Origin of the sequence: Natrarchaeobius versutus, assembly GCF_041205745.1 — an archaeon.
In the GTDB taxonomy this organism is placed as follows: Archaea; Halobacteriota; Halobacteria; order Halobacteriales; family Natrialbaceae; genus Natrarchaeobius; species Natrarchaeobius versutus.
In genome coordinates, this window is sequence record NZ_JBGFCC010000005.1 from 1 (window position 1) to 16436 (window position 16436).

15 protein-coding genes and 1 pseudogene are annotated in these 16436 nt (G+C 64.0%); 12 read left to right on the plus strand and 4 right to left on the minus strand.

Annotated elements, in window-relative coordinates; all coding sequences use genetic code 11:
- The first annotated feature begins 226 nt into the window (after positions 1 to 226).
- The 5 genes from AB7C87_RS12140 to AB7C87_RS12160 all read left to right on the plus strand — a co-directional run bounded on the left by AB7C87_RS12140 (position 227) and on the right by AB7C87_RS12160 (position 6793).
- Entirely contained in the window at positions 227 to 673 is a 447-nt protein-coding gene (locus AB7C87_RS12140; RefSeq protein WP_369729735.1) for a TRAM domain-containing protein, read from the plus strand.
- Positions 674 to 835: 162 nt separating this feature from the next.
- Positions 836 to 2725: a hypothetical protein gene (locus AB7C87_RS12145; protein WP_369729736.1), complete on the plus strand. Its 1890-nt coding sequence runs from the start codon at positions 836 to 838 to the stop codon at positions 2723 to 2725.
- A complete protein-coding gene (locus AB7C87_RS12150) occupies positions 2722 to 3603 on the plus strand; it encodes a DUF7269 family protein (RefSeq protein ID WP_369729737.1) in 882 nt (293 codons plus the stop codon). Before AB7C87_RS12145 ends, AB7C87_RS12150 begins: the two co-directional genes overlap by 4 nt.
- The gene (locus tag AB7C87_RS12155; protein ID WP_369729738.1) at positions 3600 to 5195 is read left to right on the plus strand and encodes a DUF58 domain-containing protein; all 1596 of its coding nucleotides are present in this window, start codon (positions 3600 to 3602) and stop codon (positions 5193 to 5195) included. Before AB7C87_RS12150 ends, AB7C87_RS12155 begins: the two co-directional genes overlap by 4 nt.
- Complete coding sequence (locus AB7C87_RS12160) at positions 5192 to 6793, plus strand: DUF7519 family protein (RefSeq protein ID WP_369729739.1); 1602 nt, start codon at positions 5192 to 5194, stop codon at positions 6791 to 6793. The genes AB7C87_RS12155 and AB7C87_RS12160 overlap by 4 nt, the downstream gene beginning before the upstream one ends.
- Before the next feature lie 234 nt (positions 6794 to 7027).
- Here the strand turns inward: AB7C87_RS12160 and AB7C87_RS12165 are convergent, their stop codons facing one another.
- Positions 7028 to 7981, minus strand: a complete 954-nt coding sequence (locus tag AB7C87_RS12165; protein ID WP_369729740.1) for an AAA family ATPase — start codon at positions 7979 to 7981, stop codon at positions 7028 to 7030.
- 182 nt (positions 7982 to 8163) lie between these two features.
- Here AB7C87_RS12165 and AB7C87_RS12170 point away from each other — a divergent pair, with 182 nt between their 5' ends.
- Positions 8164 to 8469, plus strand: a complete 306-nt coding sequence (locus AB7C87_RS12170) for an AbrB/MazE/SpoVT family DNA-binding domain-containing protein (RefSeq protein WP_369729741.1) — start codon at positions 8164 to 8166, stop codon at positions 8467 to 8469.
- Positions 8466 to 8903, plus strand: coding sequence for a PIN domain-containing protein (locus AB7C87_RS12175; RefSeq protein WP_369729742.1), 438 nt, complete (start codon positions 8466 to 8468; stop codon positions 8901 to 8903). Before AB7C87_RS12170 ends, AB7C87_RS12175 begins: the two co-directional genes overlap by 4 nt.
- A gap of 259 nt (positions 8904 to 9162) precedes the next feature.
- Here the strand turns inward: AB7C87_RS12175 and AB7C87_RS12180 are convergent, their stop codons facing one another.
- Together AB7C87_RS12180 and AB7C87_RS12185 are read right to left on the minus strand one after the other, a co-directional pair.
- Positions 9163 to 9909: an endo-1,4-beta-xylanase gene (locus AB7C87_RS12180; protein ID WP_369729743.1), complete on the minus strand. Its 747-nt coding sequence runs from the start codon at positions 9907 to 9909 to the stop codon at positions 9163 to 9165.
- An 82-nt stretch (positions 9910 to 9991) separates the two neighbouring features.
- A pseudogene (locus AB7C87_RS12185) lies at positions 9992 to 10156 on the minus strand (endo-1,4-beta-xylanase); the annotation flags it as partial.
- A gap of 1062 nt (positions 10157 to 11218) precedes the next feature.
- Here AB7C87_RS12185 and AB7C87_RS12190 point away from each other — a divergent pair.
- The 5 genes from AB7C87_RS12190 to AB7C87_RS12210 all read left to right on the plus strand — a co-directional run bounded on the left by AB7C87_RS12190 (position 11219) and on the right by AB7C87_RS12210 (position 15551).
- Positions 11219 to 11398, plus strand: coding sequence for a hypothetical protein (locus AB7C87_RS12190; RefSeq protein ID WP_369729744.1), 180 nt, complete (start codon positions 11219 to 11221; stop codon positions 11396 to 11398).
- A complete protein-coding gene (locus AB7C87_RS12195) occupies positions 11352 to 11570 on the plus strand; it encodes a HalOD1 output domain-containing protein (RefSeq protein ID WP_369729745.1) in 219 nt (72 codons plus the stop codon). The genes AB7C87_RS12190 and AB7C87_RS12195 overlap by 47 nt, the downstream gene beginning before the upstream one ends.
- A 353-nt stretch (positions 11571 to 11923) precedes the next feature.
- A complete protein-coding gene (locus AB7C87_RS12200; RefSeq protein WP_369729746.1) occupies positions 11924 to 13066 on the plus strand; it encodes a Fic family protein in 1143 nt (380 codons plus the stop codon).
- Between the two features lie 716 nt (positions 13067 to 13782).
- Positions 13783 to 15024, plus strand: coding sequence for an MBL fold metallo-hydrolase (locus AB7C87_RS12205; RefSeq protein ID WP_369729747.1), 1242 nt, complete (start codon positions 13783 to 13785; stop codon positions 15022 to 15024).
- Positions 15025 to 15128: 104 nt separating this feature from the next.
- Complete coding sequence (locus AB7C87_RS12210; protein ID WP_369729748.1) at positions 15129 to 15551, plus strand: nucleoside 2-deoxyribosyltransferase; 423 nt, start codon at positions 15129 to 15131, stop codon at positions 15549 to 15551.
- 120 nt (positions 15552 to 15671) lie between these two features.
- On the opposite strand, the gene AB7C87_RS12215 is transcribed toward AB7C87_RS12210, so the two are convergent.
- Positions 15672 to 16331 (minus strand): helix-turn-helix domain-containing protein, encoded by a 660-nt coding sequence (locus AB7C87_RS12215; RefSeq protein WP_369729749.1) that lies wholly within the window; start codon positions 16329 to 16331, stop codon positions 15672 to 15674.
- Positions 16332 to 16436 lie beyond the last annotated feature (105 nt).

Genomic DNA, 16436 nt, shown 5'->3' on the forward strand with positions numbered 1-16436 from the left:
GCGATTGCTGTCCCGTCGATCTCGAACTCGTCTTCGACGGTGGCGACTTCGGAAACCGTGACGAGGATCTTCATCGGTATCACTGCAACGTCCGCGCCGTAAACGTTTTCGAAACCCCTATCCCCTCGTTCGCCGTTCATTCGTCCTCGTATTTCGGATCCCTCGAGCGCGCTCGAGGGCCGTATCGAGACGGAAACGGTTTAACGACGCCTCCGGTACTACGGGTATGGCAGACTGTCCACTCGCCGACGACTGTCCGAGTTTTTCCGAACGGATCTCGGGAATGGGGTGTCAACACTACGGGGACCGGGGTGGCAAGGAGTGGTGTAACCACTACAGCCAGCCGATCCAGGACCTGAAGACCCAGCCGGTCAAATCCGGCGAGGAGGTCGTCATCGACGTCGTCGACATGCACGAAAGCGGTGCCGGCGTCGGCCGAACCGAGGACGGCTTCATCGTCATGGTCGACGGCGTCCTCCCGGAGGCCAGAGCCCGCGTCGAGATTACTCGCGTCCACAGCAATCACGCACGCGCAGAGGAACTCGAGATCCTCCCGACGCCCGAAGAGGAGGACGACGACGAGGACGAATCCGAGGCCGACGGGAAGGGCCGAACGGACGGGTCGGACAAACGAGAACAGCTGGGCAGTCGCGAGAACTTCTGGGGCTCCTGATCGGCGCGCTCGAGCCGACCGATTCAGACTCGATCAGACAGTCGACCGTGGACAGTCGAACCGTCGTGTGATCGATGGACAGTCAGACCGGCACGTGATCGGGACCGTCATCGACGGTGCAACAAGAGGTAAGTGCGTGTTTCGTCTAGTATAACCCGATTAATGGCAGGCGGATCGAACGCTGGACGACGTCTTCTCGCGACGATTGCGGTGATCTGTGCCGTCGGTGGGCTCGTGCTCGCGGCGAGCGCCATGCCGATGCTCGCGTCGGACGCCCCCGTGAGCGGGCTGGCGACGGAGCGAGGTGACGGCGACGATCGTCACGGTTCCACCGATTTCGGCGGCGCACACGCCGAGGGCGCACAACAGGGTGTTGGCACTCACCACGACGATTCCGTTTCGGGATCGCCAGCCGATGGGCCCCAACTCGACGGGGCGCCCATCGCCGATCGCGACCTCGGAGCGGCTGAGACAGTTGCCGGCGGTATTCTGTACGGACTGGGAACGCTATTTTCGGTTCTCGGCGGCGACGGCGGTGACGACGGCGTTGCCGATGCAGGCGAGACACTCGAGGGCGGTGCCGTCGCCGACGCCGAAGCTGACGGCGCGGCCGAGGGGGTATCCGGAGACGAGCTCGCGGACGAGACCACCGAGGACACAGACCCCGCTGACGGCGGGATGGGCGGCGAGTTCGGGGAGTTACTGACCGACGGGGACGATCCCGACGAGCACGGTATGGATACCGACGGCGTAGAACCGACGGCTGGAGACGGCGAAGACGACGCGATCCCGACGGACGTCAACGAGGGCGACTCGAATGAGGGCCTCTCGGCCGACGACGCGGCCGTCTCGGACGCCGACCACGAGGACGGACCGCCGATCGACGACGACGGCGACCACACCGGCGGAGACGGCGAAGACGCGAACGGACTCCAGTCGGGATCCGACGAGGGTAACGCCCTCGAGCCGGGAGATGAGGACGGTGACGCCCTCGAGTCGACACTCGAGGGTGCGGACGGCCTCGAGTCGGAGGGGACGAGCGAGAGCGATCTCGAGTCCGACGACGGCACGAATCTCGAGTCGGCTGACGAACTCGAATCCGACGGGGACGCGGCCGACGGATTCGACTCGAGTGACGACGGAGATTCGAGTGACTCGATCGATTCCGACGGGGCGATCGATGCACACGGCACTGACGAGGCACTTACCGACGAACTCGGTGACGGGGAAACCGCCGGTGAACTCGGCGACGAGGAACTCGTCGGCGAGGAACCGGGCGACGTCGACGGGGAGGGCGACCACTCCGCCGCTTCGACCGACGGGCCGGACGAATCCGTCGACGAGGACTCGAGTGCGGCGGGCGACTCGAGCGGCGACGGCGGCGACGGGGAATCGGCGCTCGAGGACGCCACGCCCGACGTATCGACGACGTTGCTTCTGATCGTCGCGCTCGCGCTCGTAGCGGCGGTCGTCGGCTATCTCTGCTACCGGTTGGATGACCCGATCGCCACGGTGCTGTCGATTCCCGGCCGTATCGTGTCGTTCGTCGTCTCCGGCGTCGTCGCCTGCTCACAGGCGCTCGAGCGTGCGCTTGGGGCACTGCGAGGACTCGGTTCGATCCGAGAGCTACCGGCGCTCGTGCTCGCGGCGATCGGCGGGCTTTTCCAGTCGGCGCGGACACGAACCCGGACCGTCGGATCGGCGATCGGCCTGTTCGACGAGACGGGGTCCGACGCCGACGAAATCCCGGAAGACGGCACACACGCGAGCGCTCGAGAGCGGATCGAACGCGCCTTCGAGGCGGTGATCGACGCCTCGACGATGTACCGGGCGCGAGTCGCGACGGCGACGCCCTCGGACGTCGCCCGAAGCGCGAAGCGCGCGGGTGCGCCGACCGGCCCAGTCGAGACGATCACCGACGCGTTCCGCGACGTCGAGTACGGTGAGCGCGATCCCGAGCCTTACGTCGATCCGACCGACGCGGCCCACGAACGGCTTCGAAGCGCACTCGAGTCGCCCGGTGATGACGCGGCGTCGGAGGCCGACGAATGAGCCGGACGCCGTCGCGGCGCGGGTTGGGACTCGTCACGCTTTTCGCGGGAGCGTTACTCGCCGTCGGTATCGTCTTCGCGATCGATTCGAGGCTTCTCACGGGAACCGTGCCGGCGCTCGAGGGGATACTCGCGTCCGTCGATCCCGGTTTGATCCTCCTGGGTGCAACCCTGCTACTGGTGGTTTTCGCCCCGACGCTCGGCGTCGCCGGCAAACTCCGATCACGTCGCATGGAGCCCCTCGTCGACTCGATCGACCGCAATGAGAGCGATCGACGCCGGCGGGAGAGCGAGACGACCGCTCGCGTCCGCCCGTCAGCCGGGCGAGGCTGGGACGTCCTCGGCGCGTCGTTCGACCGCTCCGTCGACCGCGCGACGGACTACGACGGCGACCGCGAGGTTCGCTCGAGGGCGCGCGAGGAACTCATCGGCGCGCTTCGACCGATCGCAGCGCGGGCGTACGCCAACCGCGCCGGAGTCGTCCAGGATGACGCGACTCGAGCGATCGAGCGCGGCTCCTGGACGGACGACCCTCGCGCGGCGGCGTTTCTCGCCGACGAGTCGGGTCCGTCGACGCCGATCTGGCTCTGGCTGTTCGATCTCGTCACCGCGACCGACCCTTTCTCGAAGAGCCTCGAGCGGACGGTCGACGAGATCGAGGCGATCCAGGCGACGGCGACGATCACCCCGAGAGACGAGGACGGCGACGGCGAGAGCGGAACCGACGGAAACGAAGACCACGGCGAGAGTCCAAGAAACGGCGACGGGAATCCAAGAAACGGCGATGAGGGGGCGAGCGACGGTGACGAGCGTTCGACAAGCGACGACGAGAGAGTAAGGGATAGTGACGAACGCGTCGACCTCGAGGGGAAGCAATGACCGAGGCGATTCGTCGGGCACGATGGCATGGCGCGCTCGTCGTTGCGCTGGTCTCGGCGCTTCTGGGGGTTGCACTCGGCGTCTCCGAACTGTTCTTTCTCGCCGTCGTCGCGCTCGGCTTCGTCCTGGTCGGACAGGCGAGCGCCGAACCCGACGCCGATCTCAGCGTCGAGCGCGCCCTCGAGGAGTCGCGAGTCCGCCCCGGAAAGCCGGTGACGGTGGCGCTTTCGGTGACCAACGAGGGAGACCGCGTCGTCTCCGACGTCCGGCTCGCGGACCAGCCGCCGGCGGACGTCCCCGTCACGGGTGGCTCCCCGGCGTTTGCGACGGCAGTCAGACCAGGAGAGACGGTTAGCCACGAGTACGAACTGACGCCGCCGCGGGGGGAGTTTTCGTTCGGCCCGACGCGACTTCGGGTCCGTTCGCTTACGGCGACGAGCGCCGCGACCGACGAGTGCGACCCCGATGGCGACCGCAAACTCAGCTGTGAGACCCTGCTCGATACGTTCCCCGTCCAGGAACAGACGATCCAGTTCGTCGGCCGGACGCCCACCGACGACGGTGGAAGCGGCATCGAGTTCTTCTCGACTCGGGAGTACCGCCGGGGCGATCCGATCAACCGGATCGACTGGCACCGCTTCGCTCGAACCGGCGAACTCGCGACCGTCGAGTACCGCGAGGAGCGGGCCGTGACGGTCGTCTTCGTGATCGACGACCGCGACGGCGTCCACCGCGAGCCACTCGAGGGTGGCCCCAACTCCTACGACCTCACACTGTACGCCGCCTCTCGAGGCGTCGTCGCCTCCCTCGAGGACGGCAACCGAACCGGCGTGACGACCCTCTCGGGAAGCACCTGGATCGAACCCTCCGCCGACACCGACGTCCGAACGCGGATGGACGACGAACTCGGCGGTGCGAGAAGCGGATCGTCGGCCGATCGGGACGGATCGTCGAACCGGCGACGAGGGCCGGCGGAGCGACGACCCAACCCGTCCGCGACGGAGCAATCGACGTCCGACGGTCGCGACGCACGCGCCGATCGGCCGGTCACCGACGGCGGCTCACAGGTCGGTTCGCTCGCGGTCGACCTCGAGCGCCGACTCCCGCGCCGGGCCCAGGTCGTCCTCTGTACGCCGCTTTCGGACGCGGAGGCGGTCGGTCTCGTCGAGACGTTGCGAACCCGCGGGCGCGACGTCACGGTCGTCACGCCGGATCTGACGACCGGCATCGCGTCGTCGTCGATTTCACCGGGTGCGCGGATCGCCGGCCTCCGGCGGACGAACCGAATCGACGCCCTCCGCGGCATCGGCGCGACGGTCGTCGACTGGCACCTCGAGGATCCGATCTCGGTCGACCTCGCGCGGGCGTTTCGCGGCTCGCGATCCGGCCGATCGTCGCCTGCGCGTCGGACCTCTGGGGCGGGTCGATCCACGGGGCAAGAGACAGCGACGTCAGAGGAAATGGGGGACGGACGATCGACGACTGAGGAAACGGCGGACGGACGACCGACGGCCGACGAAACGGCGAATCGGCAATCACCAGCCGAGGAAACGGCGACTCCACGATCGGCGACTCGAGGTGAGCGCCCATGAGCCAAAACGTCGCCGACGTCGGCGGAGCGGCGTTCTCGTCGGCGCTCGGCGAGGTTCGCCGGGCGCTGTCTCGGCCGACGGCGAGCGACGTCGCGACGATCGGCTGTACGCTTCTGGTCGCCGTCGTCGTGGGATCGGCGCTCGTGGGCGTCGGTCTCGCGGTGTTCGCGACCGTCGCGGGACTCGCCGCCGCGCTGGCGACCGTCTTGCTCGCGAGCGATCGGCCCCTCGTCCGGGCGATCGGCGGGGCCGTCGCGATTCCCGCGGCGCTCGTCGTCGTCCTGCCGACCGTCCTCGCCGCCGCGCTCGTCGCCTCGAGCGGCGTCGGACGTTTCGCCGGTATCAGCGTCTGGGCGCTCGTCGTCGCGGGGCTTTCTTCCGGGCTCGTCTCCTGGAACCGGCTCGGACGCGGCGGCGCCGCACGCGGCGCGACGGGCTCGATGATCGCCGCGACGGGCGTGATTGCCCTCGTCGTCCTCCGAATCCTGCCCGAGTCGACGGCTCGAGAACGGGCCGGCGCGGCCGCCGCGGACGTGGCGGGAACGCTCTGGAGCGTTTTCGTCGTCGCCGACGGCTCCTGGGCGATCGTCTGGTTCGCCGTCCTCCTGTTTTCGACCGCATTCGCCGTGAGCCGCGCGGTCGCGGCCGTCCCGTTCGAACGACTCGTCCCGCCGGACCGCGAACCCCGCCTCTCGGCGGTCACCGACGCGATCCAGCGTGCGTGTTCGTACGGCCTGCGGTTCGCCGTCCTCCTCACGATGCTCGCGTTCGTCACGCCGGCCGTCAGCGATCGCTTCGAGGAGGTCCCGACGACGCCCCTCGAGGTCGCAAGCCAGCTTCCGTGGTCGATCGGCTACGCGCCAGCAGTGCTCGTGACCGCCTCCGGGCTCCGACTCCTGTTCGTCTCGCTTCTCCTCGCCGCCGTCGCGCTCGTCGCCCTCGAGTGGGCGCGCCGAACCCTCCGCCACAACGCCGCACTGGCGCTCGCGCGCATCGTGGCCCCCGGCGTCGGCGCGGCGCTGGTCGCCGTCGTCGCCGCGCTCGCTCTCTCGGCACTTGCGCCCGGCTTCGATCCCGCGGCGGCGCTCGAGGGGAGCGCCCCGCCGTCGGTCGTGAATCTGGTCGAGTCGTTGCCGCCGTTCGCGCTGGCGGCGTCGGTCCTGGTGGTCGCGTTGGCCGTTCTCTCGTCGGTGCTCTACAGCGTGACGTTCCTCCGTTCGCTCAGAATTCTTCCGGCGCGGGCGATCGGCGGCGCGCTCGCGGCGGGATCGGTCTTCCTCCTCGCCGTTGGCCTCGCCGTCGTCGGCCGGGCCGAACTCGCGATCGTAACCGGCGCCGGCGCGTTCGTCCTCTGGGACGTCGGCGAGTACGCCGACGGCGTCCGGGGCGAACTGGGTCGGGACGCCGAGACGCTTCGCGCCGAACTCGTCCACGTCGGCGCCACACTGTTGTCGGGGGCCGTCGTCGCGGGCGCGACGGTCGTGCTCTATCGCTCGATCGGAACCGACACGCCGGTTTCCGACCCGATCTCGGCGGCGGTCGCGCTCGCGACCGGCCTACTCGCGGTTGTCTTCGTGGCGTGGTCGCTTCGTGGCTGACGGTCGTACTCGAGGCGCGGTGACCTTACAATCGAGGGGTGGGCTCGAAACCCACTGATTTTGCGGTCGAGGGGTGGGCTCGAAACCCACTGATTTTGCGGTCGAGGGGTGGGCTCGAGCGGATGTCGGACGCGCTCGATCGTCGACGGATTGTCGGACGATGGTCGATCGACGACAAGATGGAGATCGATGGTCGGCCAGACGATGGTCGACGGACGGCCGGGACCGCGCCGATCAGTCGCCCATCGACGGCACCGGTACGCCGTTCAACGCGCTCTCGACGACGGCGTACGGGTCGACGTCGCGAACGTCGGCCTCCGTGGTGAGGACAATCCGGTGGTCGAGCACCGCGTGGACGACCGCGTGGACGTCCTCCGGCGCGACGTAGTCGCGGCCGACGATCGCCGCGCGGGCTCTTGCCGCCTCGAACAGCCGCTGGATCCCACGGGGCGAGACGCCGACGTCGACGCGTTCGTCCCCGCGGGTCGCCCGGCAGACGTCGACGACGTACGCCCGGAGTTCGGGGTCGACGCTCACCGTCTCCGGGACCGACTGGAGCGCGAGGACGGTCTCGCGGTCGACGATACGGGAAGCCTCGGGCGTCCGGGATTCGCGGCTCGCACGCCGGTCGACCAATTCGAGTTCGCCGTCGCGGTCGGGATACCCCATCGCCGTCTTGACCATGAAGCGGTCTACCTGGGCCTCCGGCAGGGGGAAGGTTCCCTCCTGCTCGACGGGATTTTGCGTCGCGATCACGAAGAAGGGCTCCGGCAGGGGGCGGGTCTCGCCGCCGATCGAGACCTGTTTCTCGCCCATCGCCTCGAGTAACGCGGCCTGGGTCTTCGGCGGCGCGCGGTTGATCTCGTCGGCGAGGACGACGTTCGCGAAGATGGGGCCGGCCTCAAACTCGAAGCGGCCCGCGTGTTCGTCGTAGATGTGCGTCCCCGTGATGTCGGCGGGCAACAGGTCCGGCGTGAACTGGACCCGGCTGAACTCGAGGTCGAGCGCCCGCGCCAGCGTCCGCGCGGTGAGGGTCTTGCCGGTGCCGGGGACGTCCTCGAGTAAGACGTGTCCCTCCCCGACGACGGCCGTCAGGATCGTCTCGAAGAGCTTCGGATCGCCGATGACCGCCGTCCGGATCTCCTCGAAGACCGCCCCGCAGACCCGTTCGGCTTCCGTGACGTTCATGAAACCGACCAGTTTCCCGACGCCCATATAGGGTTTGGCCTGCGATCAGACGGACCTTCCTTCCCGTGACGAGGGGAATGGAGCCCCAGCAGAGTCGGATTCTCGAGTGAGGATGTCGAACGAACGGGGCAGATGGTCTCACCGATAATTAGTAGTACACAGATATTGTAGTACAACATAGTATGTCGAGTAGTACTCGGGAGCCGGAGGTCGTACGCATCTCGCAGAAGGGACAGGCGACGATCCCGAAGGCGCTCCGAGAGAAGTTCGGGATCGACACCCCCGGAGAGGTGTTCATTTACGAGGAAGACGGGAGAATCATCGTCGAACCGATTCCGTCGCTCGAGGAGTTAGGCGGGATTCACGCCGATACTGACCGCGAGCGTGGCGAGGTGCTCGAGCGGGTTCGCGAGCTGAAACGCGAGGAACGCCGGCGTGAGGATGGCCGTGCCGACCGACTCCGACCGACTGACTCGGAGGGAAAATGAGCGACCGGTACGTCTTCGACGCCGAAGCGATCATCGCCTACCTCTACGACGAACCGGGTCGAGACGTCGTCGAAGCGTATCTCGAAGACGTTCGCGACGGTGCCGTCGACGGACTACTGGCGGAAACCAACGCTGGAGAAGTATTCTATCTCGTTGCCCGCTTCGAAGGTATCGACGACCAGCCAACGACAGCCTCACTTCGAATTGCCGACCGTGATCTCCGTGCACTCGAGCGGTGGGGGATTCAGATCGAACGAGCCGACTGGCGACTCGCTGGCGAGGTGAAAGCGGATGGGCATATCTCGTTTGCGGACGCTCACGGCGTTGCACTCGCCCACGAGAGGGGCGCGACGCTTATCGCCGGTGCTGACGACGACTTCGAGACGCTCCCGATCGAGGTCAACGTCGTTCGGTTTCGCGAGGATGGTGTCTAGTACCTTCCCAAGCGTCGACTGATGAGGACAATCGACACTCACCACATGATTTCGCTCATTAGTCCAGGTTTGGAACGCCACTAGATGTGGTTTTGGAGACTGTGAGGAGATCTATTCAATCACCGGTAGAAACTCACTCTACGTAGTTATTCGCAATCCCGCAAATCACTGCTCTCTATTTCATATTACCACTGTCGAAGCATAGAACGAGCGTCAAGTACAGCGTGCTGCTCGCTCAGTAGTGGGGAGTTCGTGCGCGTCAATCCCGGTTCTCTAAGAGGTCTCGGATCGCGTCGTACGCGGGCTTGGGGTTGAAGTTCTCATCGAAGAGCAGTGGATCGCTCGTCACGTCGTAGCGATTCTGGAGCCAGGTTCCCGCGTCGTGGACGCCCCACGTGACGAGCGTGTTACAGCCGTTGTCGAGACACGCCTCAAGGACGTCCCGATAGTACTGTGCCTGATGTTCGAGGCGGTCGTCGAACTCCTCGTCGGGGCCGTACGCGACGTCCATCTCGGTGACCTGGACGTCCAGGCCGAGGTCTTTGAAGCGACGGATGTTTTCGCCGACCGCTTCGGGATCCTCTCGAGTGTGTCGATACGACGGCAGGGAGTGCATCCGGAACCCGACGCCGTCGATCGGCACGCCACGATCGAGCAGGCGCTTCAGGAGGTCGTAGACGGCGTCGGCCTTGTCGTTGTCCGACGCGATCTCGTAATCGTTGTAGTAGAGATCGGCGTTCGGCGCGACGTCGTTCGCCCATTCGAAGGCCTTGTCGAGATACTCCTCACCCATCGCCTCGTACCACATCGTCTCGCGCATCGACCCGTCGTTGGCCACCGCTTCGTTCACGACGTCCCAGACGTCCACCTTGTCGTGATAGCGGCCGGCCACCGTATGAATGTGATCCCGGACGAACGCTTCTAACTGGTCGTCGGTGTAGTCCCAGGCGAGGAACCACTCCGGGGTCTGCTTGTGCCAGAGCAACGTGTGTCCCCGGACGGTCATGTCGTTCTCGACACCGAAGTTTACGTACGATCGCGTCGGCGTCGTCGAAATCGTAGACCTTGGGCTCGGGGCGCAACGGTCCCATCTTCAGCGCGTTCGCCGTCGTAACCGCGTTGAACTCCCGCTTGAGCGTCTGTGCGAGCGTTGGATCGTCGGGGTATTGTCTGAACGACCGAGCGGGAATGCCCGCCCCGATCGTCACGCCGTTCTCGTCGGCCAGTTCGCGGAGTGTCTTGTCACTGGACATCCGCAAATACGGGAGCGCGAGGCGAAAAAGTCGTACGGATACCGGAAACAATGTGATACGCGAACACAGGTGCCGCCGAATGTAGAGCTGTTCGTGCTCTATATTTCGCACGATATTCCGAAATTTCTCATTTCTGATGAGTGACTACATCGAGGTTCCAATTGGCTGTATTACTTATGTGTGGTATCTGGAATATCGAGTTCCAGTACGCGAAAATTGACGGTTGCACACGCCTCGAGTCCCGTTTTCTCGAGAGGTGCCAGTGAGTATACCAGGGAGAAAGCCCCCGGCTCGATCGCTCGTTGTACTCGCTTATTCGCCCTCACCAGCGCACCACCTGGCCGGGAGCGCGGCTCGAGCACCGCGAGAGCCGCACTCCCCGGGGAAGGGCAGGCGGCTGTGCGGTCCCTGGTGGACTGAAAGGGCGAGACGGGCTCACGGTCGCTGTGGCGGCCCTATCCGACCGCAGGGAGGATATCCGTCACAGCGACCGCGAGCACGGCGAGGGCTTTCGTCGTGATATCGAGTTCGAGGACGTCGACGACGCGTTGATGTCACAATCGACGACGCGTTGATGTCACAACGAATGCGAGCGCGGCGAGGGCTTTCGTCGTAGTTTCGAGAGTCGAGACGGGCAGAGTATTCCAAACTATTCCAGACCTACCCCAAGTACTGGGTCGGTCAACTGGATCAGGAACGAAGCCGACGTATCCTCGAGCGATCTGACGACCGACGAACTCGAGCGTCCATCTGCCCGCCGTCTACCCCCATCATCCCAGTACACCAAGAGTCAGTATCCTAACGTTCTTTACGTTGGTTGAACAATCAATAGACGCGCACTGAAAGTGCGCAGAGCCGGAGTCCAAGCCACCAAGCAAGCACTCCGGCTCGTCGCGACCTCCGCGTAGCGGAGGCAACTCACGATTGTCGGCGGCGAAATAAAGACCTGCCGACGTGTCGCCGAACCAGTCTAATCCCTCGGTTTCACCGAGCCAGTCTCGAATACTGCTGGTTCTGCGGTGAGTTTGCTCCGCGACGCTGGGTCTCGAGACGGAGCTACGCATGACACAACTCACGATACACTGCGACTGTGGTACCGACGTCCGGACGACGACCACCGACGGCACGATCACCTGCCCCAACTGCGAGGCAGCGTTCGAGACGACGATCGTCGAATTCACTCCCGATCAGGACGATGCACCCAGCACTCGCTACGGCACTCGCTCGTGTCGCGGCCCGTGAGGGCTGTCGCGGGACGACCCTGCCGCCGCTGTACGAGACGGTGGATACCGAGGCATTGGTCTCGCTGCTCGAGTCCGACGCCGACGTGATGGTCCGGTTCGAGTACGAGGGGTACCGCGTCGTGATCGGTCCGCGGCCGCTCGAGGTGGCGGTGATCGACGAGGATCGGTGACAGGTTGCCGATCGGTAGCGGCAGCCGATCGATCCGACCATCCTCGGCCTATGAGAGGGCAATTATCGTGCTCAACGACGTTTCCGCGAGGACGAATACCACAGGTCGGATTACACCTCTATAGTAGCCCCTGCAGGTCATTGCACACCTGATCGCCAGACGGCTCGGCGATCAGTGTGTGAATCGTTTTAGCTGTTACAATAGCGGTTATCCTACGGATTGAAGATGATCAGTGCCACTCTGCGAGTCAAGAACTCTTGTCCGGACATGAGTCAGGCCATTTTGAAACCGCTCTAAGTCAATCAATATCTGTCTCAGTAGACTTAGGTTGGTGGGGTACTATTCTAAGTCAAATGGATCCGGATGACTTTGAGGACGGACCCGGTGTGATCGATCCATACGAAGGGCTTCCCTGCTATCGTCCAGCAAGCCTTCCTCCGGAGATCGAGTACACCGATGACGTCATCCGAGTATACGGCGATGCTCAGTACGCATTAGGGCGCCTGGCGACACTTCACCGAGACGTAGACAACGAGAACCTGTTGATCGCTCCCTTCGTCGTACGTGAGGCTGCAATGAGTTCACAGATCGAAGGGACGAACGTTACAGTCTCGGATATCGTCCTTCACGATGTCAAAGGAACTCCACAACGATCTGCTGCTGAGTCAGCTGATGTTCGCGAAGCGTACAACTACGTCGACGCTATCCACGAAGGCTTCGCACGAATTGAGGCGGGGGAGTCGCTTTCGGTCGAGTTGATTTGCGACCTCCACGAAACGATGTTGAACGACGTTCGCGGTGAGGAGGACCGACCTGGAGAACCTCGAGATGTGCCGGTCTATATTGGTTCTCCTGATGGATCTGCTCGGACCGCCCGATTCGTCCCAGCTAATCCAAACACGGTTGAACTCCTGTTGGAACAGTTCGTATCCTACCTGAACGACGGGTCGTATCCTTCATTAGTTGACGTGGCGATCATGCACTACCAATTCGAGACGATTCACCCGTTCCGGGACGGGAACGGTCGCCTTGGACGGCTGCTGATCATGCTACAGCTGTACGATGTTGGATTACTGCCAAAACCGTATCTCTATCTAAGTGCATACTTCAACAGATACCGCCAACAGTACCTTAATTACTTGCTTGAGGTGAGTCGTGGTAGTGAATGGGAGCAATGGATCACCTTCGTCCTGAATGCAATCGCCGAACAGGCGATTGATGCCTACAATTGCGGAGTAAGTCTCGTGGACCTCCGGGAACAATACCATTCCAAGTTCCCGAACAGCCCTGCTGTTCGTGACGTCGTTGACTTCATTTTTGAGGAGCCGTATCTCACAGCTCCTCGAGCAATCGACGTAACCGATCGCTCACGCCAAGCTGTTTACGACGCTATCGAAGCGTTGGAAACAGAGGAGATCATCGAGGAGATTTCGGGCTCGAAACGGTATCAGGTATACAGAGCACCAGAAATCCTCAGTATCGTGGAGTCGCCCTAACAGTCGGATTGGCCGGAGAATAGTGGGTGAGATATGCCGATTGGGAGTGGCATCTACTCAAACTATCGCAGCCACTGCAGGTCTTGCACACCTGATCGACAGACGAGCGCGGTTCGGAGTGAGCGCGGTTCGGAGCGAGTGAAACGAGCGAGAACCGCGGAACGGCGAACGGGGAACGAATGTGACCCGTGAGCGAACGAAGTCGTTCGAACGACCAGCGGTCGTTCGTGATGACGAACATCTTTGATTTTCGAACCATGAGCGAGAACCGTGGAACGGCGAACGGGGAACAAACGTGACCCGTGAGCTATGCGATCAGTGTGTACATCGTTACAGTTGTTACTATACTATAGCGACTACATCTGTAACTCACTACGAATTTCAACAGAGCACATCATTTATTTCACGGCGAAATATGTGAACCATCCGTACACTATAGGCGAACCTCTTTTCGTCTCGGGTGCGCTTCGCGCACCGCTCGACGAAAACCCGTTCATGCCAAAAAGCCGGTCTCGCTCCGCTCGACCGGTGAATCGCGCTCACTACCGGGTCCTTCGGACCACTCGTTCGCGCGAATGCTCGTGCTCACTAAGCACGTAAAGTGACCAGTTCGGGGTTCCAATTGACTGCATTACTGGTATACAGTGTCTCGAGTATCGAGTTCCAGTACGTGAAAACCGACGGTTGCAAACACCTCGAGTTCCAACCGCAGTCCGATGGAGGTCCAGTTTCTCGGCGGCGCTCGAGAGATCGGTCGGAGCGCGATCGTCGTCGACGATCGGCTCTTGCTCGATTTCGGGATGGACTCGGGCAACCCGCCGTCGTTTCCGATCGAGGACGTCGACCCCGACGCGGTCGTGGTGAGCCACGGCCACCTGGATCACGTCGGCTCGATCCCTGCCCTGCTGTCGGGCGACGCCCGCCCGCCGGTTCACTGGACGCCCCCAACGCGGGACCTCACGATGCTCTTAGCGCGTGACACGCTGAAGCTCCACGGCGGGACCTACGACTGTCCGTTCACGGAGGCCGAACTCGCCCGGCTGACCCAGGTTTCGGAAACCCACGGCTACCGCGAGCCGTTCGCGGCCGCGGGCTACGAGATCACCTTTTTCGACGCCGGCCACATCCCCGGGAGCGCCCACGTCCTGATCGACGACGGCGACACCCGACTGCTCTACACCGGCGACTTCCACACCGAAGACCAGCGCCTACTGGCGGGCACGACGGCCAGACCCGACGCCGACGTCGTGATCTGTGAGAGCACCTACGCCGACACGACGCGCGAGCCCCGCCCGGAGATCGAACGCGCGTTCGTCGACCTGCTCGAGCGAACGATCTGGGAGGGCGGCACCGTCGTCGTCCCCGCGTTCGCGATCGGGCGCACCCAGGAGGTGCTTTGCATCTGCGAACGGTACGACCTCGAGTGCTACGTCGACGGGATGGGAACCCGCGTCGCGGAACTCCTCTTGCGCGAGCCGAACCGGGAGTTCCTGCGCGATCCCGACCTCCTCCGGCGGGCGAAGGGCAATGCCCGCTTCGTCGACGGCCGCGACGGTCAACGGAAACGCATCGCCGAACAGAACACCGTCATCGTCACCACGAGCGGGATGCTCCACGGGGGGCCCGCGATGACCTACGTCCCCGCGGTCCGGAATCACCCGACGAACACGATCGCGATGACGGGCTACCAGGTCGAGGGCACACCCGGTCGGGACCTCATAGACACCGGGAGCGCCGAGATCGACGGCCGGATGATGCGCGTCAGCGCCCGCGTCGAGCAGTTCGACTTCTCCGCACACGCAGATCGACCGGGACTGCTCGAGTTTCTCGAGCCCTACCGCGAGTCCACGATACTCGTCGATCACGGCGACCGATGCGAGGCGTTCGCCGAGGAGCTTCGTACGGAGGAGTACGACTCGAGCGCACCCGAACTGGGAGCGCGACTCGAGGTCGGCTGAGGAAACCGTGCCACCAGATGGTGAAGACTCGACATCGGCCGATAATCGACGCCGATCGTCGGCGTTCGAAATACTGATAGCGAACAGGCATCTCGATGGCGAACATGAATATCTTCTTCAGCGGCTCGATCCGCGGCGGTCGAGACGATCGCGACCTGTACGCCGACCTCATCGAGCACCTCGAGGACCACAGCACGGTCCTCACCGAACACGTGGGGACCGAGAACGTCGAGCAAAAGGAAGCGGAGGAGGGGCTCACCGACGACGAGATCCACGACCAGGACGTCGAGTGGCTCCGACAGGCCGATATCGTCGTCGCGGAGGTCACCACGCCCAGCCTCGGCGTCGGCTACGAACTCGGCCGCGCGGTCGCGTGGGAGAAACCAATCCTCTGTCTGTACCGTCCCGGAGCGGAACACGATCTGTCGGCGATGATCCGCGGAAACGACGCCGCCGAGGTCCTCGAGTACCACGAACTCGAGACGGCGACCTCGGGAATCGACGCTTTCGTCCGGGAACACCGCTAACGTCGATCTCGTCCGCAAACGGTCATCGTCGCCCACGCCCGTCGGTCCCGCGTCCATCGGTCCCGCGCCCGTCGGTCCAATCGCCCGCACACGTCGGTCCCGCGTCTGCGGGCTCGGTGCTCACTCCGCGGCCGAGCGCTCGCCGGTCGGCTGGAGCTCTTCGTCGACCAGGGTCTCGTAGGCCCGCCTGAATCGTTCGGAGAGCGCCTGGTGAGAGATGTCGAGTTCGGCGGCCAGTTCCTCCATCGAGATGCGCCGCGGTATCTCGAAGTAGCCGTACTCGAGGGCGGCTTCGAGCGCTTCACGCTGTTCCGGGGTCAGCCTGGTGTCGGGCTCGGCCGCCTCGCTTACGTCGGTGACCCGGCGAAGGTCGGCGTTGATGTCGCGCTCGACCAGCCGGTCGTAGGCGTTACACAGCGCGTCGCGGTCCGGGAACCGGATCCGTACCTGCCACCAGCCGTCGGTCGACCACGCCTCGAGCAAGGAGCCGCCGTCGGCAAGCAGTGGATCGCACAGGCGATCGATTCCCGCACCGTCCGTAAAACTCACGTCGAACAACGACCGTGAACGCGTCTCGACGAGTAATTCGTACCCGTCTACCGAGGGGTCCGCGTCGAACGCCGACTCGATACGCTCGTGGTCGACGCCCGACACCCAGAGACAGGGCCGGGTCTTCGACACGGACGACTCGAGTTCGAACGTCGCATCGGGAACATACTCGAAGGCCGTCTCGAGCGTCGTGTCCGGGACTGGGAACCGGAGCTCGGCTATTGTCGACATCACGCCACGTACATCACGATGACGTAAAAATCGCTGTTCACGGCCTCCTGAGAGTCAAGAACGGGCATATTTCGCCGCCTCACGACGTTCGGTTTTTCCGAACTG